Annotated in this window: 11 protein-coding genes and 1 tRNA gene; 4 read left to right on the top strand and 8 right to left on the bottom strand. The window is 33.8% G+C overall.

The annotated features are described in order from the left end of the window. Positions 1 to 240: 240 nt before the first annotated feature. A complete protein-coding gene (locus AC1RRN_RS08305) occupies positions 241 to 1,005 on the top strand; it encodes a ThuA domain-containing protein (protein ID WP_492966856.1) in 765 nt (254 codons plus the stop codon). 183 nt (positions 1,006 to 1,188) lie between these two features. On the opposite strand, the gene AC1RRN_RS08300 is transcribed toward AC1RRN_RS08305, so the two are convergent. From AC1RRN_RS08300 to AC1RRN_RS08280, 5 genes are all read right to left on the bottom strand, one after another. Beyond that, positions 1,189 to 2,091 (bottom strand): ROK family protein, encoded by a 903-nt coding sequence (locus AC1RRN_RS08300; RefSeq protein ID WP_492966855.1) that lies wholly within the window; start codon positions 2,089 to 2,091, stop codon positions 1,189 to 1,191. Positions 2,092 to 2,168: 77 nt separating this feature from the next. Further along, positions 2,169 to 3,632, bottom strand: coding sequence for a glycoside hydrolase family 125 protein (locus tag AC1RRN_RS08295; protein WP_492966854.1), 1,464 nt, complete (start codon positions 3,630 to 3,632; stop codon positions 2,169 to 2,171). Between the two features lie 4 nt (positions 3,633 to 3,636). Next, positions 3,637 to 5,922 carry a GH92 family glycosyl hydrolase gene (locus AC1RRN_RS08290; protein WP_492966853.1) on the bottom strand — a complete coding sequence of 762 codons (2,286 nt, stop codon included), beginning with the start codon at positions 5,920 to 5,922 and terminating at the stop codon, positions 3,637 to 3,639. A 185-nt stretch (positions 5,923 to 6,107) separates the two neighbouring features. Next, positions 6,108 to 8,384 carry a GH92 family glycosyl hydrolase gene (locus AC1RRN_RS08285; RefSeq protein ID WP_492966852.1) on the bottom strand — a complete coding sequence of 759 codons (2,277 nt, stop codon included), beginning with the start codon at positions 8,382 to 8,384 and terminating at the stop codon, positions 6,108 to 6,110. Positions 8,385 to 8,759: 375 nt separating this feature from the next. Next, positions 8,760 to 9,770 carry a LacI family DNA-binding transcriptional regulator gene (locus AC1RRN_RS08280; RefSeq protein ID WP_492966851.1) on the bottom strand — a complete coding sequence of 337 codons (1,011 nt, stop codon included), beginning with the start codon at positions 9,768 to 9,770 and terminating at the stop codon, positions 8,760 to 8,762. 319 nt (positions 9,771 to 10,089) lie between these two features. Here AC1RRN_RS08280 and AC1RRN_RS08275 point away from each other — a divergent pair, with 319 nt between their 5' ends. The 3 genes from AC1RRN_RS08275 to AC1RRN_RS08265 all read left to right on the top strand — a co-directional run bounded on the left by AC1RRN_RS08275 (position 10,090) and on the right by AC1RRN_RS08265 (position 12,354). Beyond that, entirely contained in the window at positions 10,090 to 11,616 is a 1,527-nt protein-coding gene (locus tag AC1RRN_RS08275; protein ID WP_492966850.1) for an ArnT family glycosyltransferase, read from the top strand. Between the two features lies 1 nt (position 11,617). Beyond that, the gene (locus AC1RRN_RS08270) at positions 11,618 to 12,154 is read left to right on the top strand and encodes a DUF4269 domain-containing protein (protein WP_492966849.1); all 537 of its coding nucleotides are present in this window, start codon (positions 11,618 to 11,620) and stop codon (positions 12,152 to 12,154) included. A 127-nt stretch (positions 12,155 to 12,281) separates the two neighbouring features. Beyond that, positions 12,282 to 12,354, top strand: a tRNA-Met gene (locus AC1RRN_RS08265). A 722-nt stretch (positions 12,355 to 13,076) separates the two neighbouring features. Here the strand turns inward: AC1RRN_RS08265 and AC1RRN_RS08260 are convergent. From AC1RRN_RS08260 to AC1RRN_RS08250, 3 genes are all read right to left on the bottom strand, one after another. Beyond that, a complete protein-coding gene (locus tag AC1RRN_RS08260) occupies positions 13,077 to 13,559 on the bottom strand; it encodes a hypothetical protein (protein WP_492966848.1) in 483 nt (160 codons plus the stop codon). Between the two features lie 17 nt (positions 13,560 to 13,576). Then, complete coding sequence (locus tag AC1RRN_RS08255; RefSeq protein ID WP_492966847.1) at positions 13,577 to 17,215, bottom strand: DUF6443 domain-containing protein; 3,639 nt, start codon at positions 17,213 to 17,215, stop codon at positions 13,577 to 13,579. A gap of 83 nt (positions 17,216 to 17,298) precedes the next feature. After that, a complete protein-coding gene (locus AC1RRN_RS08250; RefSeq protein WP_492966846.1) occupies positions 17,299 to 20,844 on the bottom strand; it encodes a hypothetical protein in 3,546 nt (1,181 codons plus the stop codon). Positions 20,845 to 21,337 lie beyond the last annotated feature (493 nt).

Genomic DNA, 21,337 nt, shown 5'->3' with positions numbered 1-21,337 from the left:
TATTAAACTCAAATACTAAAACTTAAAAATAAAATAACATCTAAGTTTTTGGCTTCACCAATAATTTACTGATAAAATGGACTTATCAGCGAAATATAATATTAAGTCTGTATTTACATTTGTGCAGCTTTTCATGAAGAACATTTAGAAGAGCAGAAGGAAACATAATAAAATCTCATGTGACATAAAATCTTTCTCAAAGAATATTTTTTCTATCTTCCCGAAATAAATTTTTGCAAAATGAATCAACTGTTATCAATTAAAAAATCTTTTTTATACACTGCTATTCTGCTGACAAGCTATTTTCTAGTTTCGTTCTATCCAAAAAACACAGAGCAAACTACTTCTGATAAAATCAAAAAAGTACTGATTTTTTCTAAAACTAATGGCTTCAGACATGAAAGCATCACTGCCGGAATTGCAGCTATAAAAAAATTGGGTCAGGAAAATCATTTTCTGGTAGATGCTACTGAAGATTCTCTTGTTATTAATTCAAAAAACTTAAAGCAATATCAAGCTGTTATATTTTTAAGTGCTTCTGGTCATGTTTTAGATGAAAATCAGAAATTGGCTTTACAAAAATTTATACAAAAAGGAAATGGTTTTGTTGGCATTCATTCAGCTACAAACTGCGAACCAGACTGGTCTTGGTATACACAAATGATCGGCGGTATTTTTGACGGGCATCCGGAACCGCAAAATGCTAAACTAATAATCGTCAATCACGAACATCCTTCTACAAAACATCTTCCGGAAATTTGGGAAAGAAAAGATGAATGGTACAATTTTAAATATTTAAATCCAGATGTAAATGTGCTAATAAAAATTGACGAATCTTCCTATAAAGGCGGTAAACATGGCGACAATCATCCTTTGGCATGGTATCATGAATATGATGGTGGCAGAGCATTTTACACTGCTTTAGGACATAGCCCTGAAAATTACAGCGATCCTCTTTTCGCACAGCACTTGCTTGGAGGTATTACTTATGCAATGGGCAAATAGAATTCACTTTATTTAAATGACTACGATTAATCTGAAAATTCCATTTCTTCCTATATTTTAATCTTAGCCATTTTAGAATGGCATACAATACAACATAAATTAAGATCGTACTTACACAAATCCTGTTTTTCAACAGATTCTCAATAAATTTGGAATCTGTTGAATTTATTATTTAAGAAAAAATTAAACGGCAAAAAGCATACTTGCAGCACCTAATAAAGCGGCAACTTCATTATCTGTCGAAACAGAAACGGTAATTTCAAGACCCGATTCCTTAATTTTTTTATTGAAACTCTTCAGAAAAAATTCGCTTGCATTCGCAATTTTTCCGCCAATGATAAAACTATCAGCATCAAATTTTTCTAACCACGGAATCACTACTGAAGCTAAATCTTCGCCCATTTTTTCGAATACTTTTATAGCAATTTCATCTTCGGCGACAGCCAGATTAAAAAGTTCTAATCCGTTATTGAGTTCTTTTTTCGCTAATGTTTTATAGTGTGATATAAGACCTCTCGCCGAAACATAATCTTCAGCAATACCATCTTTATAAGGGATATTGTAGATTTCACCTTCTGTTGGAACCAATTCTCCAGAAACAATTGAAACGCCTTTATCGATAAAACAAGCCCCAAGTCCGGTTCCAAGCGTCACAGCCATTACCTTTTTAGAAAGATTTGTTGCATCTTTAAAAACCTCTCCTTTTCCAAAACAAACAGCGTCGTTTTCAAAAAGAATTGGAAATTCGCTGGAAAGATTGAGCGAACCCTGAAATAAATAACGAACGTTCAATCCATAAAAGTGTTCGTATTTTGATTGATCTTTTATCCAGCAGAGTCCGTTAATATAATCAAACGGGCCTGGCATGCATACCGCAAGTCCCTTGATTTGATCTACTTTTGAATTTTCTACTGAAGTACGAATCGCTTTTTCCCAAATAGACATGACCTCATTAACAGGCAAATTAGAATCAAATGATTCTTTATGCAATGAAAAATCAATCACTTTCATGTTTACAATATCTATTATCGCTGCGGTAATATGAGTTCCTCCAATGTCTATTCCAACGGCATATTCTTTATTCATCTTATTTTTCCTGAATTGAACCATTAAACGATTAAGTACTACCTAATCTCTTAATAGTGTATTTTATATTTTTAATTTTAGATATTCTTATCTTTTAAAATCTGAGGATATTTGATACTCGTATGAACAATCATTTCTCCAAACAATGTATTCGCCCAGGCAAACCATTTTCGGGTAAACTTAGTCACATCGTCTTTGTGAAATGATTCGTGCATAAAACCAGTATCTGCATTTGTTTTGATCAAATTGCTAATACAAGCTTTAATTTCTTTTTCGTCTACACTTGTAATGGCTCTCAAAACAATACTCATTGGCCAAATTGTATCAGCTCCGGTATGTGGTCCGCCCACACCTTCGCCTGCTTTTCCTTTATAGAAAAAAGGATTGTTTTCTGAAAGCACTACTTTTCGCGTATTCAAATAAAGTGGGTTATCCGGTTCAATTGCGCCAAGGTAAGGTAATGATAATAAAGAGGGAACATTGGCATCATCCATCATATGAAAACTTCCGTATCCGTTTACTTCAAAAGCGATGATTTTACCAAATTTTGGATGATCAATAATGCCGTTTTCTTCTAAACCTTTCTGAACCTGTTCTCTTAATTCTTTGGCTTTAGCCACCAAATCTTTGTCTAACATTGACGGCAAAGAGAAGATTTCGATTAAATAACCCAAAACCTCAATCGCAAACATATTACTCGGAATCAAATAGCCAAATAAAGTACTGTCATCACTTGGTCTGAAAGTTGAAACAATCAATCCGCAAGGTTTTACAGGATATCCGTAACCGCCTAAAGGCACTCCATCTGTAGCCCAGGCCGTTTCACGCTGAAAAGTATACGGTCCTTTATCATGCCAACGTTGTTGCTCTTTGAAAGTCTGCAATACCAAAAGCATTGCTTCTTTCCATTTACTGTCAAATAAACTCAAATCGCCGGTTTCCTTCCAATAGCCATGAGCCAATCGAACAGGATAACACAAACTGTCGATTTCCCATTTGCGTTCATGGATTCCGGGTTGCATTTTAGTCATATCGTTTTTCCACTCGCTGACTTTAGTAAAATCTTTATAAAAAGCATTTGCATAAGGATCCAGCAAAATACATTTCGCCTGGCGGTTGATTACTCCTTTTACCAATTCTGCCAGTTTTTTATCTTCTTTTACAAACGGAATATAAGGCCATATTTGAGCTGTACTATCACGAAGCCACATGGCATCGATATCTCCGGTAATTACATACGTATCCGGTTTTCCATCGATAATTTCAAAATCAACTGTAGTGTCAAGTGTATTTGGAAAACAGTTTTCGAACAACCAGGCCAATTCAGGATTGGCAATTTGTTTTTTAATTCTGGTAATTGCTGCTTCTATCGCCGGACTTGTAAATTTTCGTTCTGCTAATGGAGGTCTTTTGCTGATAAAATCTTTAAGAGCAAAATTAAAAGTATCCGATTGCATTCCAAAAACATCTGTTTGAATTGCGAATAATCCTGCTGAAAAAATTCCGGTATTTTTTATAAATTTTCTACGTGATGATTGCATAGTATTATTTTGAAGTTGAATAAGAATATGGAAAGGCACTTGCTGATGTTCCTCTTTGTAAATTAGGTTCGCTGGTCATATCAAAATTTAATTCACCACCTTTTAAAACATCAAAATGGTTGATGAAATTTTTAGAGTAACCTGCATTGTCCCATTTTAAATCCTGAACATATTTATTCGTTTCTGAATTTTTTGGAGCATTTATAAGGAGCTGTTTTCCGTTTTCTAATTTCAAGGTTAATTTTTTAAATAATGGCGCACCCAAAACATATTCGTCCGTTGCCGGGCAAACCGGATAAAATCCCATTGCAGAGAAAATATACCAGGCTGAGGTTTGTCCGTTATCCTCATCACCGCAATAACCATCGGGAGTTGGTTTATATAAGCGGTTCATTACTTCTCTTGACCAATATTGCGTTTTCCAGGGCTCGCCAGCATAATTATACAAGTAAATCATATGTTGAATCGGCTGATTTCCATGAGCATATTGTCCCATATTCATGATTTGCATTTCGCGAATTTCATGAATTACAGATCCATAATAACTGTCATCAAAAACCGGAGGTGTTGTAAAAACAGCATCCAGTTTAGCTGTAAAATTTTTCTGCCCGCCCATTAAATCAATTAATCCCTGAACATCATGAAAAACACTCCAGCTGTAATGCATCGCATTTCCTTCTGTAAAAGCATCTCCCCACTTTAACGGATTAAAATTTTTCGGAAAACTTCCGTCTTTATTTCTACCGCTCATAAAACCAATCTCAGGATTATAAAGTTTTTTATAATTCATCATTCGTTTTTCAAATACGCTGATTTCTTTTTTAGGACGATTTAACGCTTTTGCTAATTTCCAAATTGCAAAATCATCATAAGCATATTCAAGTGTTCTGGCGGCGTTTTCATTGATTTTTACATCGTAAGGAACGTATCCTAAAGTATTGTAATAAGAAACTCCTTTTCTTCCTACAGCTTCTAAAGGTCCTTCATTATTGGCGCCGTGTACTACAGCTTCATACAAAGTATTGATATCGTAACCGCGTAAACCTTTCATATAAGCATCTGAAACCACAGAAGCTGAATTATTTCCAACCATTACATTTCTAAAACCGGGACTTGACCATTCTGGTAAAAATCCTCCTTCTTTATAATCGTTGATTAAACCTTCCTGCATTTCTTTATTAATCGAAGGATAAACCAAATTTAGCAAGGGATAAAGAGCACGGAAAGTATCCCAAAAACCAGTTCCGGCGTACATATAACCTGGTACAACATTTCCGTTATACGGACTGTAATGTATCGTTTCTCCTTTTGCATTTATTTCGTATTGCTTTTGAGGAAAACAAGTTGCGCGATACAAACAAGAATAGAAGGTTTTTAGTTGCTCTTCGTTATTACTTTCTACGGCTATTCTATCCAGAACTTTATTCCATTCTTTTTTTGAAGCTGCTACAGTTTCAGTAAAAGAAGCATTTCCTAATTCTGATTTTAAATTCAGTTCTGCCTGTTCAGGACTAATAAAAGAGGAAGCTACTTTTACATTAATAATTTCTCCTTTTTTTGTTTTAAAACCAACCACTGCTCCGGCGTGATTGTCCTGCAATTCTAATTTGTCTTTTTCTAAACCTTTTTCATTCCATGTTGAATTTAATGCAAATGGTTTATCAAAAATCAAAACAAAATAGTTTTTGAAATTGGTAGGAACGCCACCGCTATTGCGGGTTGTATAACCGATGATTTTATTTTCAGAAGGAATAATTTTTACATAAGAACCTTTATCGAATGCATCAATTACAATGGAAGATTGTTCGTTTTCAGGGAAAGTAATCTGAAAATGCGCTGCTCTTTCAGTAGCTGTAATTTCTGTCGTAACATCATAATCAGCCAAATAAACGCTGTAATAATAGGGTTTTGAAACCTCAGCTTTATGACTGAACCAGCTTGCTCTGTCTGCTTCGGCGAAAGCCAATTTACCTGTTACCGGCATAATCGAAAACTGACCATAATCGTTCATCCATGGTGATGGCTGATGTGTTTGTTTAAAACCTCTAATTTTTTCGGCCGTATAAATATAAGCCCATCCGTCTCCCATTTTTCCGGTTTGTGGTGTCCAGAAATTCATTCCCCAAGGCCTGCAGATTGCCGGATAAGTATTTCCATTTGAAAGACTGTGCAAAGATTGTGTTCCCATTAAAGGATTGACATATTCAACCGGATCTAACGTTTTAACTTGCGCATTTACAAAAACGTAGCTTTGTAATAATCCTAAAAAAATTAAACTTTTTATTTTCATACTCTGTATTGTTATTCTTCAGTTTTTTTATAAAATGTAAATCTCGAGGCTAAGCTTTGTCAAAGTTTTAAACTTTGACAAAGCTATCTGAACCTGAAATCATACCTACAAGGTTTTAAAAACCTTGCAGGAAGCAAAACTTCCTAATTCTTAAATCTAAAATCTGAACTCTAAAAATCTAAAATTTAAAGAGGTCTATCTTCTTTTTTTACTCCAAAAGTTGTTGATGGCTTGCTTCCCATATATAATTTCAATTCACCGCCTTTCACAATCATATCCTGTGTAATAAATGATTTTGTATACGGTTTTCCATTGTATTCTGCTTTTTGAATATACATATTTGAAGCGCTGTTATCTATAGCTTTTACTGTAAATGAGATTCCTTTTTTATGATGAATAGTAGCTTCGTTTACTAATGGACTTCCAAAAACATAAATTCCATTCGCCGGATTAACCGAATAAAATCCCATTGAAGATAAAACATACCAGGCAGACATTTGTCCTAAATCTTCGTTACCACATAGTCCGTCCGGTTTTGTAGAATAGAATTTATCATCAATTTCCCTAATTAATTTTGCTGTTTTCCAAGGTTCTCCTGCATAGGCATATAAATACGGAATATGATGATTGGGTTCGTTTCCTTGTGCATATTGCCCAATCAGACCGCTGATATCTGGTGAAACTTCTTCTCCTTCTACTTTATCTGTAATTAGAAAAAGGGAATCTAATTTGGCTAAAAATTTACTTTCACTTCCAAATAAATCAATCAAACCATAAGCATCTTGGGGAACCAACCAGGTATATTGCCAGGCATTCCCTTCAACATAATCGTCTTTACGATGCGCAGAGGATAGCGGATTAAAAGGTGTTCGCCAATTTCCATTGGTTAATTTACCACGCATAAAAGTGGTTTCTTTATCAAAATAAAGTTTGTACAAATTGGCTCTTTTTGAGAAATAAGTATAATCTTCTGTCTTGTTTAGTGATTTTGCCATTTGAGCGACACAATAATCATCGATAGCATATTCTAAAGCGTTCCCAACCGTTTCAAGCATTTTATCAGCAGGAATGTATTCTAATTTTTGTATATAATCCATTCCGTCGCGCGTTTGCATAGCCGTTTTTTTGATGGCTTCGTAGGCTAATGCCACATCGTAATCACGGTAACCTTTTAGATAGGCATCCACAATAACGGCAATAGAATGATTTCCATTCATTGTATTGGTTTCATTTCCCATTAAATGCCAGACCGGTAATCTTCCCTGTTGTTGGTAAATAGCCAAAAATGATTTTACAATGTCATTAATTTTATCCGGTTGTGTGATTGTGTATAAAGGATGTAAACCTCGGTAAGTATCCCAAAGTGAAAAAGTTGTGTAGTTTGTGAAGTTTGCTTTTTCATACACTTTTTTATCTGTTCCTCTGTAATCTCCGTTTGCATCATTAAAAATGGAAGGCGCAAATGCAGTGTGATATAATGAAGTATAAAAAACTTTCATTGTTTTATCATTTGCTTTGATTTGAATTTTGCTTAATTCTTTGTTCCATTTTGACGTTGCTTCTTTAACTGTTTTGTCAAAATCCCAATTCGGAATCTCCGCTTTTATATTCGCTGAAGCGTTTTCATAACTTACCGGTGAAATTCCGACTTTTACTAAAACCTGTTTGTTTTTTAAAGACGCAAAATCCAAAACAGCTTTCATTTTTAAACCTTCACCTTCAGTTCCTGAAACGGCAGTTTTATCATCGTATAAGGCTAAATTTGAAATTGGTTCAGAAAATTCCATTGCAAAATAAACACGCTGATCCGTTGCCCAGCCTTCTGAAAAACGATAGCCGACAAGTGTCGTTTCATTTGTTTTTTTGATGAACGTTTTTACTGGTTTATCCCAACCCACACCATCAGCAAGATCTAATAAAACATGTGAATCTGTAGCAGAATTGAAAGTATATTTATGAAAACCAACTCTTTCGCTGGCTGTTAATTCGGCTTTAATTTTATATTTATCCAATAAAACGCTGTAATAACCGGGCTTGCTTATTTCATTTTCATGAGAAAAATAAGAGCCGTAACCGTTTATCATATCTTCTTTTGTACCTTTAAAAAGAGGCACTTTTCCGGAAACGGGAAGTAAAAGAATATCATTTAAGTCTCCAATTCCGGTACCGCTTAAATGTGTATGTGTAAATCCTAAAATGGTATTACTGGCATAATTATAACCACTACACCAATCCCAGCCTTCAAAGATATTTACAGGCCCTAATTGAACTGCCCCAAAAGGAACATTAGCGCCTACAAAAACGTGTCCATGCCCCGCAGATCCTATAAACGGGTTTACATATTGGGTATAATCTGAGTTAGTTGCTTTCGCCTTTTTTTCCTGTGAAATTGAAGTATGGGTAAAAAACAGGTTTAAAGCTAAAATTCCGCTAAACACTATTTTGTTGTATTTTGTAAACATATTCTATTCTTTTATTTGACTTCTATAATGGAATGCTAATGACACGGATTAAATTGTTTATTTAAACCTTTATCTCTCTAAACTTAATCAAAAATCGTAACTTAAAAATAAGCCGGGAGGTACAGGTATTCCAACCCGGCTTAATTCAAACTAACTAACCAAAATTTTTAAATTATTCTTTATTCCGGAAATAAATTATTATTTCTCCTTCTTAATACTATTCTTCGTTTATTAACTAAATTTTCAATTTTCTTCTTCTTAAGAAAACCCAATTAATTCAATACTTTAATACTAAAACAAGCTAAAACGATTTAGTAAAATAGCTAAAAAAAACGAATCGTTTTTCCTTTTAATTTTAAAAATCTTGTGACTAAATCAGACAGATTCTCTGATAATCAAATTGCCCTTTTTAAGACATTTTTCAACTTCAAATGTTTCTATATCTGTCATCTGACTCATTAATAACTGAATGGCATTAATTGCAATATCTTCAATTGGCTGTGCAATTACACTTATTGTAGGCGTATGCAATTTAAAACTGTCATGATCATCAAAGCTAATAACAGCGATATCTTGAGGAATTCTAATCCCCATTCCTCTAAAGGCCTGAAGACCCGCCAATCCCATATAATTTGCTAAAAACAGAACAGCGTCTATCTTAGGATTTTTATTGAAAAAATTTACTAGTTCTTCAATTCTTGTTTCTTCATTGCTATGATAATTTACATGAAGAACAAGCGATTCATTGTACATTCCAGCTTCTTTTAAGGCGTCTCTGTAACCATCTTCCCTTAAAGTCATCTGAATCATTTCAGATGTAATATTAACAACAGCAATATTTTTACATCCCTTATCGATTAGAAATTTCGTAGCCGAATTTGAGGCTTCATAGTTATCCATTACAACATGACTTACTTGCTGTCCCGGAAAATATCTATCAACTAATACAACGGGTTTTTTCAATTTTAAAAGAAGATCAATTTTGTCTTCAAGATTTTGTGTAGGTGTAATAATAAAACCATCTACGTTTGCCTGCAAAAGACTATGTATCAATTCTTCAGAACGTTCATCATCATCTCCTGTACTGCAATAAAAAACTCTGTAATCTATATTTTTAGCCTCATCTTCGATGACTCTTGCCAAATCAGCAAAAAATTGATTCGAAATATCCTCTACAATAAGTCCAATAGATCTTGTTTTTCCAGTCCTCAAACTGGTTGCAATCATGCTGGGTCTATAATGAAGTTTTTCAGCGATATCCTGCACTTTCTTTATGACAGCAGCGCTGATTCCCATTTTTTCCCCTTTACCGTTAATTACAAAAGACACAGTAGATATTGAGACTTCAGCCTTTATAGCAATATCCTTTATAGTAATCTTTTTCATTTATGGTTTATCTTTTTTAAGCTTTAAATATACACAAATATAAACTAAAATAGAATTACTAAAACGATTTTGTAAATATTTTTTAAACAAATCGTTTTTTTAGAGTTAATATAAAGCACTATTCTCAGTATTTTTTGGTCTTTCATGCTAAATTACAGCTTATTTCGGGCTAAAACATTCATTTTTATGAAATTAAAACTTCCAAAATTGATATGTCTTTTATTAAACAGAATCATTATAAGTGGCATTCTAAATTCAAAATAAATGATATATTAGCTAAAGAATTTATAACACTTAAGTTATTTATAACAAAACCTTTATGACCAAAAAAACGATAATTCTAATTGCATTTATTATTCTAAAATTTGCTTTACAATATATCCTTATAAGTCCGGAATATGATTTGCAGCGTGATGAATACCTGCATCTTGATCAGGCGCATCATTTAGCCTGGGGATATTTATCCGTTCCGCCGGTTACTTCGTGGTTTTCTTATTTGATATTTTTGCTCGGAAATTCTGTTTTCTGGATTAAATTCTTTCCAGCTCTTTTTGGCGTATTGACTTTACTAATTGTCTGGAAAACTATTGAAACGCTTAAAGGCAATTTATACGCTTTAATTCTGGGTGCGACTTGTATTCTCTTTTCATGCTTATTGCGACTCAATACATTATACCAGCCAAACTCTTTAGATGTTTTGTGCTGGACCGCTTTTTATTATGTTATTATTCAATACATAACGACAGAAGAAAAAAAATGGTTTTATATTGGAGCAGTTGTATTCGCTTTTGGATTTTTGAACAAATACAACATTCTGTTTTTACTTATCGGACTCTTACCTGCTCTTTTACTTTTTAATCAAAGAAAAATTTTAGCAGAGAAAAAACTTTATTTTGCTTTGATTTTGGGATTATTATTGATTCTTCCAAATTTATTATGGCAATACAACAATCAATTTCCGATAGTGCATCATATGAAAGAACTGGCCGAAACACAACTAATTAATGTAGATCGTATTGGCTTTTTAAAAGAACAATTGTTGTTTTTTATTGGTTCTTTTCTCGTTATTCTTTCCGGATTATATGCTTTATTATTTAACAAACCCTTTGCAAATTTTAAGTTCTTTTTTGCTTCAATAATTTTCACCCTGATTGTTTTTATTTATTTTAAAGCAAAAGCATATTATGCTATTGGCTTATATCCTGTTTATATCGCTTTTGGCGCTGTTTTTCTTTCGAATATTTTAAATTCAGGATGGAAAAGATATTTAAAACCGATTTTTATTTTGATTCCGTTATTGTTATTTATTCCGATGTACAACATGGCTTTTCCAAACAAAAGTCCTGAATTTATAGTGAAGCATCCTGAGAAATATAAAAAACTGGGAATGCTGCGTTGGGAAGATGGAAAAGATCATGCGTTGCCACAAGATTTTGCCGATATGCTGGGATGGAAAGAATTGGCCCGCAAAACAGATTCTGTTTATGCTTCTCTTCCAAATCCGGAGAAAACACTTGTACTTTGTGATAATTACGGACAAGCCGGAGCTATCAATTATTATTCTAAAAAAGGAATCAAAGCCGTTTCTTTTAATGCCGATTATGTAAATTGGTTTAATCTTGATGTGAAGTACAAAAATGTGATCAGAGTTATAGAATATGAGGAAGCTGAAGCTGAATTTAAAGAAACAAGCCAGCATTTTCAATCTTCTGCCTATGTTGGTCAAATAACAAATAAGTATGCACGAGAATATAAGACCTCAATTTTCACTTTTATAAATGCCAAAGTCGATATTAATAAAATATTAGAAGAAGAAATCAAAGAAGTAAAAGATTATAGCAAGTAGAATGGCAGACTTTAGCAATATTGAGTATTTAAAAACCGGAAATCAAAAACAAATTCTGGCTTATGAGATCTTAACCCGAAATAATGTTTTGTTGAATATTGCTGAATTTGAACCTATTTTAGTTGGCACTATTCCGATAAATATTGATATTGAAAATAGCGATCTTGATATTATTTGTTACTGGAGAAACAAAACTGATTTTATAGCCAAAATTCAAGCTGTTTTTGGAAATGAAAGAGAATTCAAAATTCGGGAAACGCAAATTGATAATCAGGAAACTATAGTAGCGAATTTCAGAATTGATCCTTTTGAAATTGAAATTTTCGGACAAAACATTCCGACAAAAAATCAAAACGGTTATAAACATATGATTATCGAACACCAAATCCTGGCATCAAAAGATGAAAACTTCCGATTAAAAATCATTCAACTCAAACAAAAAGGTTACAAAACCGAGCCTGCTTTTGGTCTTTTATTGGGTTTAAAAAATGATCCTTATCTGGAATTACTGAATTATAAAATTGATTCCATTAGCTAAATCGCTTTCTAAAAACACACAAACGACTGTATGTTAAGAAGTTATTAAACTTTAAAGCATCTAAAAAAATATTTCTGTAATTTCTTGCCATAACCGTATTTACTGCTTATCTTTGCACCCGAAACATCGCGGGATAGAGCAGTAGGCAGCTCGTCGGGCTCATAACCCGAAGGTCACAGGTTCGAGTCCTGTTCCCGCTACTAAAACAAAGCTTCAGAGAAATCTGGAGCTTTTTTGTTTTAATCTACGTCGGACTCATATTCGCCGCGGCGAACACAGGTTCGAGTCTTCGCCGCGGCGAACTACTAAGACAAAGCTTCAGAGAAATCTGGAGCTTTTTTGTTTTAATCTACGTCGGACTCATATCCTCCACGGCGGACACAGGTTCGAGTCTTCGCCGCGGCGAACTACTAAAACAAAGCTTCAGAGAAATCTGGAGCTTTTTTGTTTTTTAATACTTCCGAAAACAGACATACGCTAGCAAAAAAAGATTTAAAAAAGCAAAGCCATCCCGTAACACAATGGCTTTTGCTTTATTGATTTTGATTGCGTTCACCAGCGGGACGCTCGCGCTAGCGGGGGACACTGGTCAGGGAAGTTTAAAAAATGTGGAATTTTCACTTAAAGCATTGATGTTATCGGTTGGAAGAGGTACACAATTTTATAGTACGGGGAGGTAATTTGAAATTAAGAATCTTGGTATTTGGTATCGAGACAGCTGATACAGGAAGGGGATAAGTTGCAGATTTTGATTCGGATTATTTTTCGGGGTCGTCCAGCGGTTGCAGGATAATCTAAGTACGTAAATTACGCTTTGGTACGTTATACATGATAACAATGTCGCTATAAAAGCCAAAAGCCATTCCGTTATGGAATGGCTTTTGGCGTAGGTTTACCGCAATAAATTTATTTAATTGAAAATTTAATAACCTAAATCTTTAGCTTTACTTTTTGTATATCCTTCAAGTTTAGAGATTATTTCCGTATTAAATCTTGCTTGAATTCTACTTTCTTCTTCTTTGTTAAAATCTTCTTGTTTAAGCCACTTTCTTTTATTTCCCATAAAAACTGCACGAATAGCAATATCGATATGTGTCGAATCTTTAAAGGTTTCTTCATCTCCGACAAAAGAGACATAGTACATTTCCTCAGGTGCCTGACTAAAATAGAATATCCGAGTGTCTAAAAAATCATATCCACTTTTTGACCAATTATCAAAACTCTTATATTTATCTGGAATCCTATAATCAGGGTAATTTGAATATAAAGTATCTATTGCGTTTTCAATATTTTTCTTTGATGTAGGAAAACTAATTGTATTGAATCCTCCTAAGGTTCCATCACAACTTATTAAAGAAACTGTAACAAGTAAAACCCATCCTTTTATTTTATTTTTGAATATCATAATTTTTATTTTGCTTATTATTCTTTAGTTGCTTCGTGAATTTTCCCATATGTGTCCATTACAGTAGAATAAACTGTTTTTGGCAAAGCAAAAGTTCCCAATCCTATAGCCATTGCACCTGCTCTTCCTCTTGTCTGAGCACTATAACCAGGAGTCAATGCAATCGCCAATTCCTGAGTGACAAATTTATAATCTGCTTTAATAGCTTTTGTAGCAGTAAATAATCCTGCACCTCCTCTAATCTTTAATTTATCATACGCTAAGTCATGCGCTAATGCTGGAAATTCCTCTATTCCTTGGGGTACATATGAATAATCGTCATTTCCTGCATAAGTCTTTGGGTTAGATGGACCTGGATAAGTTAATCCTCCAAATCCAAAAAATTGTTGCCCAATGGTTCTAGGGTCTAAGGCATCTGGTGTTAAACTTCTTTGCACTCCATGCGAAAAATCTTGTAGTGATTTATCTGCATAACCTTCAAATTTTCCATTTTTTCTACTGCCAACAATTGTTAATTCATCTGCTAAAATTGCTCCATCGCTTGTTTTTCCATGTCCTCCCTCTGACATTTCTCCTTCAACAAATGAACCCATCTGCTCATCTGTAGGAGAGTTGTTTAATGCATTTTTTTCAAATCCTAGGTATGACATAAAACGTTTTATATCATCTGCTTTATCAGTTGTATAACCAGTAGCAGTTTCTTCCCATAGTCCACTTGGGTCAACAAATCTAATAGGATTGTTATAACAGTAGCGATTTGGGGTTAAGTCATATGCTAGCTCGGCTAAAGGGTCAATATTCATCCAGCGACCAATCGCAGGGTCATAATTACGTGCCCCATAGTCATACATGTTAAGTCCAAGCTCGTCTTGCAACTCTTTTCCATTGTATTTATACTTTTGCGCTGTTGCATTTCCTGCACCAATTACCGTTGCATTATTATAGCCTTTATGTTTTAAGCCAAACGGATAATAATTATTTTCTTCAATAATATTTAAGTTCTTGTCGTAACTCAAACGAACATTACCCAGATGATCTTTATACTGATAAATATAGTCAAAAGTTCCTGAATTATAAGATACGTAACCCTCTGGCTGGGAGAAAAACTTCAATTGACTGCCTTCATAGATAAAACCTCCTGCGTAATCTGTCACAATTCCATTTGCTGTTTTCTGTTGTTTTACACCCGTAGCATCATATTCATACTTTATATTTTGTCCTGCGATAGTTACTTGCATTGGTAAATTAAGATGATTGTATTGTACCGCTGTAATCCCTTTATTGGTATCGCTTTTCATATTTCCGTTAGCATCATAAGTATAATCAGTAGAGCTATCTGCTGTCGGTCCAATCTGATCATCCCTGAATCCATAAGTATCATTGGCACTGTCAGACACTGTTTGAAGCTGATTTCCCATGTCATAGGTATAGGTAAGATTGTCCATAATGCCAAAATCCGACGGATTGGTAATATAGGGTACACCGGCCACAATTTCCCCTTGTCGTACAAGATTAGTAATGTTTCCATTTTGGTCATAATTTATACTTTCTCTAAACTTGTTTAAATTATCAACCGCGTCAGTTAATCTGTTTAATTTATCATAGCTATAGGTATAGTTTTTTATACTTGCATCACTATTGGTCGTTTTCCAAAAAGTCTGACTGATGTTTCCATTAAAGACTTTTTTAGTGTTATCAGCAATGTCATTGTAATTGATTTGGAAAGCAAACAAATCAGTACCAATCGTGTTCACATCGTTAATATTTTTAAGCCATCCTCGGATATTATATCCATAATTTACAGTTTGCAAGCCTTGTACCGTTTTGCCTCCTACTTTTTTGATGATTAACTGTCCTAATTCATCGTAGGTATTGGCAGCTATGATTTCAGGCGGAGTGGCTCCGTTAATAGATTGTTCCTGTTTAGTGAGCCTATCGGCATGATCATAAGTAAAAGTATCTTTTATGGTAGTAGTGACACTATTTCTGGTGTGCAACGATGTCACATCTAAAGTTTTGCCAACAAAATCAAGTTGACTTTTCACGATGCTGGTAGTGCCCAAATAATCATTTTTACTGTAACTGTAAATAGGCCTTCCTTTCTCATCATAGTAGTTCCAATTGGTTATCCAGTTGGATTTTCCTAAAATACGCACTCTGCTGCCTGTTGATAAACCTTTAACGTTGACAGTAGGGGTGATACCATAGGATAGTACTGAAGTACCGGCAGGAAGAGCATCAAAATTATAATCATCATAGTAGTTTATGGTAAACAAATTAATATTTACATCATTAATGGCAGGAAAGGCATTGTTGGTGTAATATACTGTACTTCCATTTATAGTGTTTGCTGCTTGCCTGGTTTCAAAAAGTGAAGTACTTGCAGCTGCAAGCAACTGCATATCAACACGGGTCGTTTTTACTATATTGGTATATTCTCCTGTATAGACTGGCCTGCTAAAAGCATCATATTTGGTAAAAAGCCATTTTTTATCTGTTCTTAAATTGGCATCTTGTGTAAGGATAACCCTGTCCAGTTTGTCGTATACAATGTATTCCCAATCTTTGCCCGGTAATTTTTTCTCCACCAGGCGATTTCTATTATCGTATATATATTGGTAACACAATTCCTTTAAAACAGAAATTCCTGAGTTCACAATTTTAGCACTAAAGGCGCTGCCAGCCTGGGCATGAAATCCCTCAAGGAGCCGTATAGAATTGGTGGCAGTTATATACAGTGGATTGCTGGATGAATTTATTTGTGCTGTTGATGTTTCATTTGGCAGTGCATTCATCGAACTATTACTAATTAAATCAACAGCTTTGGGAGGAATTACAAAAGTCAGATTTCCGTAAATATCATACACATAATAAGTATCATGAGCTATATTATTTTGAGAGGTACCATTTACCATAGAGTTGCCATAGGTTCTTTTTAAAATTACCTGACCCTCTTTATTTTTAAATTCTACCGTAGATCCATCTCCTTCAAGTGGCGAAGCTGCAGTATTCTCGTCATAGACTATAGTCTTGTAAAGTTCCTTCTCATTATAAAAACCATTATTAGCTGTACTTTTTGATAATGTAGGGATATACGTATTGTTTGCCACAGTGAGGCTAACTTTGAAATTGATTACTTCACTAGCGGTATTAGTTTGGTAGTCGAATTTTATTTCATGACCTCCATTGATTCTCCAATCATATCCCGGTGCCGCTTGTTTTAAGACGCGATCAAGAGGAGAAGCTTCTAATTGTTTCTGGCTATAAGGGTTGTCATTGGAAGCGCCATAATTGGTTTGATACTGCGCTTTAAGATTGACAAGCAAAGTGGCAGAATCAATATAACTGGAATTGCTCTGAGTAGATGCATAAGGAAGATACTCTTTTTCCTCGCGTCCAAAAGCATCGTATTCTATGGGAACTATAATATCTTTTCCCGTGGGTGATTGTTTACTGGCTATTTGCTGTACAGGCCTGCCCAAACCATCAAAATAAGTAATATTTTCACTCGCCTGATTAATTGTTGGTGATACTATTACCGAGCTACTTTGTGTTTTATAGGCTACAGTTTTTATATAATTTTCGCTATTTGTTTGACCAATAATTAGTATAGGAAATAAAAACAAAAACAGAATTATAATTTTTTTTATAATCATTTGGTTTACTTTTTTATATAATTAGTTTAGAATATATTCTACTTTTTTTTTGCTCAGAATTCAAAGGTTTACCCTTGAAATTACTATTGTACAAAAGGCTTGAAATTGTAATTAAAAGATTTGAGCAAGCTCTTTGCATCGGCTGTGTCCTTAAGATAAATCTCTTTAAGTCGGCCAAATCCATCGTAGTCATAATATTCAGCCCTATTATCAGGTTTCATAACGCTGGTCGGAGCTTTAAAAAAAGAATCATAGGTAAAAGTGGTCATCTGAGCCTCTACAGGATACAATCTAACTTCATCTATATAAGCGTATGAGCTGCCAACTGTATATACGAACCCATTGCTTGTATTTAAAACATTCTCCACATAGGTCCAAGGTGATGATACATTTGTTTTGCCCCAGTAAGAAACAATAACTTGAGTATATCCGGCAGAAGCTGGCGGTATGTTAATAGTATAAGATCCACTGTGGGATTTTTTGCCAGTCTTGGCGTAAACCGTATTTATAGCTTGCGTATCCTCTTCAAAACTGGTATGAAAAGGAATATTCAATTTTTGTTCCACAGTAGAGGTTAAATTAAAGTTTATATCATGCTGGTACGGCCCTGATTTTCCTCCATATCCTACATTCATTACAATTGTATAGGTTCCTGCTGGCAAGAAATAAGACGATGAAACTGATGCATCGGTCTGACCTGTAGAGAGATAATCACTGATTTGTGGCAACGAGAATCCAGATTTGTATACAGAGATATAAAATGTCGTTTCATGGTCATTATTTTTGACATAGTCCCGACTAATTTGCACCGTCTTATCCGTCGAGACTGTAAAGGTACCCACAGTATAATTTTGATTTAACGACATTGGTTGTACAAACATATTACTGAATAAATATTCCGTTTGCGAGGTACTTTGATCTATATTATTAGCGTTTTTTACCTCAGCGATAGGAAGGGTTTTATTGTATCCATATAAGTAGGTTATTGGAATATCATCTTCTTTTTTTAAACTGATAATATTGCCTTTTTGGTCATAGGCCAAAAATCGAATTCTATTTTCTAAAGCCGATTGTGTATCTTTTTGATATTTAACAAACTCTGGCTCTATAATATTATTTCCCCAGTTTTTATATTCATTATATATCTTTTGAATTTGTACACCTTGATTTTTAGTAGTCTGTTCAATTACAGGAGTTATAATGTTTTTATCTACCATAGTTGTATAGGGATAAGTAGAATAAAAATCATTTGGATACTTGTATGAGGTTATTATATTTTCTCCTGAACTATTTAATTTAGAGACTTCTTTTTCTCTTAGATTTTGCTGATTATATTGGTAATTTATAGTTTCAGAAATAGCTTTATTTGGATCGAGTTTATCATATGTTTTTCTCAAAGTGTAGGTTAGTAAGGAAGCTTTTCTATAACATTTAGTATCTATAGCTATTACTGATGCTAAAAAATCTTGTACAACTGGAGAACATATACCTCCAGCCTGGCAAGTTGTTGAAGGAGCAGAACAATAGCAACAAGGAGAAACATAGGCATAGTTTGCAGAAAAATAATTTTGATCATAGAGTTTTGTCCTACTAAGTTTAATACCGGTATTAAAAGTAGTTTCAAAGTAGTTATCGTACTGATTATGTTCTTCATATACTTTATTTCCAGCACTGTCATAAGTTTCTTTATCTACTAATTTTGGAACATAATTTCCTTTATCATAATGTTGGGGATGATAATAAAATTCTGATTCAAATGCAGCGGGATGCTCTGGATTGTTATAATAATCTACTGCTGATTCAGGGATATTGTATTTATAAATAGTTTTACCCGCATTGCTTAGAGAAGTACCAATCACTTCAGTAACCGAAGGATACATAATTGTTAAACCCGGTGCAACTTCCATTGGGAAAAAAGGTTCTGAATAAACCATTTTCCTTTGATAATCTGTCCAACAGGAAGTATCAGGAACTCCCGGAGAACCAGGAATATTGATTACTTCAGTAAATCTCTGGTCGTGAGAGAAATATTCTTGCTTAGGTGCTAGATAAACAGCTCCATTATAGCTGTAAGATTTAATTTCTGGATTTAGATCTGTATCGCTTTTAAAATTTGATATTTTTTTTACTCTAAATCCTCCTATATATCCTCCTTTATTAACCGCGATACCAGATGTATTTTTATATGTATATAAATAATCTGCATAGTGCCTTTCAAATTCAAAAGCAGTTTTACCCCCTGTTGGATACTTAATTTCCTGCAACATAAAAGCTGCTGCTGTTGCTTGATCTGAACTTGCATTTCTATCCCCTCCATAGCTATTCCTATTGGCAATAGGAAGAAATTCAGCTGGAAGATTTGAGATATTGTTTACGCCATTATAATAGCCCCAAAAATCGACACTATACCTCCTATTTGTCATGTGTTCAGGGTAAGGTGGAAGCTTATTGACTTCATTATATTTGAATGCGTATTTTTGCGTATCTGAATTCTCTGGATTAGATATTGTTACATAATCTAATGCTAATCTCTTGTCTACATTATCCCAGGAATTAAAATATTTGGATGAAAATTCGATTTTTTTCTTAACTACAGCCGGGTTATCTTTAGAGGAAACGTTAATCTCTTTTAACCTCTTGAGGTATAAAAAATCACTTCGCGTATCGTAAACAAAATTTATTATTTCACTATTACTTTCAATACTACTTAAAACAGGAGTTGTAAATTGTCTTACAGGAGAAAGAGACAATGAAGAAGAAGCGCCAATATCATAAGGCAAACAATTCATTCCCTGGGGATTGTCAATGCCACTTTGAAACACAAAATCCCATCTGTTATAAGCAATGCCTTGATTTTGGGCCACGTAATTTAGCTTAATCTCTTCAGTACCATCTGCGGAAACTATATTGGATAAATACCACTCAGAGATAATCCCACCACCTGTATAGACTGATTTAAAGGTGTAAATGGTTCCATTTTCATCTGTAATTTCAAATGAGTTTAAAGTTGAAAGATTGTTTTTTATTTTGATAGGCCTGTAAGGCAATGTAATTGCATTATTTAGTTTATTATTGAAAACAGAATAATCATAAGTAAATACACCGGAGCCCGATCCTGGAATTTGAAAAAAATATCGATCACTCATCAAATCCTCAACATCGTTAACTTTATTTCTTAAAAAATCTTGCAAATTATAAGCTCCAGTTAAACTTCCACTATTACATTGATACTGATAGGCCCTATTGTTTAAATCAGTGTATAGCTGACTAGAATTATAATATGTCCTTGATGCTACATCAGCTTCATCTCTATTACCTCGTATTGTTCTAGAGACTAACCCACTACAATTCAACACCCAGCCTAAACCAATTTCTGAAGCTATATCGTCTACTTTTATTCCAGAAGCGTGATATGATATTGAAATTGGCAATGAAATTTTATTTCCTTTAACGGTATATATTGGAATTTCAATATTTGGAATACCCGTACTATAATCAACAGGGATTTCTCCATATCGCATAAAATTTTGAGCTGTTGGTACAGGAGGTATTATTTTTGGTGTTTGAATGGTTTGTCCAAAAGCAACAACAGCAAACAAAAGTGTAAAAAAAAGAGAAAGTTTCTTCATAGTTTTAATTCAATTAAAATTATTCTGTTTTAAATATTTGTGTTTTTGCAACGATATTTATTTAAATCTAAAATGCCAATAGAAAAAATTATTTTCAAGTGGTTACAAAATTTATCAATGCATTTTGAAAATTGTATGATTCTATAGCACTGTATAACAAATTCAATCAACAATAAAAAAAACAACCGTTTATCAAGGATAGCTTAAATAACTCTTGTAATACAGCAACCGGTTGTGTTAAGAGTCCAAAAAAAATAATTACTACACAATGATAAGAATTAAATATCAATTAACAAGATAATTAGATTTTTTTTAATAGGAATATTTAACATTTATAAGATCACTTTTTAATCATATCAAATTTTCTGCTAGTTAAGTTATGGAAGTTATATTACGCAAAGAATGTTCGAATAAAAGCCACGAAACTTGCCTTTTACCAAGTAATAAACTTTTAATTATTTATCAAATTTACTAGAATAAAGCGCTAAACTGG

It is taken from the genome of Flavobacterium sp. GW821-FHT11G01, assembly GCF_058808175.1.
Note: the sequence above shows the minus strand (reverse complement) of the source record. Positions and strands in the feature narration are given on the sequence as shown.

Excerpts from the sequence above, each read along its gene's own strand:
- AC1RRN_RS08305 (WP_492966856.1), top strand. The coding sequence starts at position 241 with ATGAATCAACTGTTATCAATTAAAAAATCTTTTTTATACACTGCTATT.
- AC1RRN_RS08300 (WP_492966855.1), bottom strand. The coding sequence starts at position 2,091 with ATGAATAAAGAATATGCCGTTGGAATAGACATTGGAGGAACTCATATT.
- AC1RRN_RS08295 (WP_492966854.1), bottom strand. The coding sequence starts at position 3,632 with ATGCAATCATCACGTAGAAAATTTATAAAAAATACCGGAATTTTTTCA.
- AC1RRN_RS08290 (WP_492966853.1), bottom strand. The coding sequence starts at position 5,922 with ATGAAAATAAAAAGTTTAATTTTTTTAGGATTATTACAAAGCTACGTT.
- AC1RRN_RS08285 (WP_492966852.1), bottom strand. The coding sequence starts at position 8,384 with ATGTTTACAAAATACAACAAAATAGTGTTTAGCGGAATTTTAGCTTTA.
- AC1RRN_RS08280 (WP_492966851.1), bottom strand. The coding sequence starts at position 9,770 with ATGAAAAAGATTACTATAAAGGATATTGCTATAAAGGCTGAAGTCTCA.
- AC1RRN_RS08275 (WP_492966850.1), top strand. The coding sequence starts at position 10,090 with ATGACCAAAAAAACGATAATTCTAATTGCATTTATTATTCTAAAATTT.
- AC1RRN_RS08270 (WP_492966849.1), top strand. The coding sequence starts at position 11,618 with ATGGCAGACTTTAGCAATATTGAGTATTTAAAAACCGGAAATCAAAAA.
- AC1RRN_RS08260 (WP_492966848.1), bottom strand. The coding sequence starts at position 13,559 with ATGATATTCAAAAATAAAATAAAAGGATGGGTTTTACTTGTTACAGTT.
- AC1RRN_RS08255 (WP_492966847.1), bottom strand. The coding sequence starts at position 17,215 with ATGATTATAAAAAAAATTATAATTCTGTTTTTGTTTTTATTTCCTATA.
- AC1RRN_RS08250 (WP_492966846.1), bottom strand. The coding sequence starts at position 20,844 with ATGAAGAAACTTTCTCTTTTTTTTACACTTTTGTTTGCTGTTGTTGCT.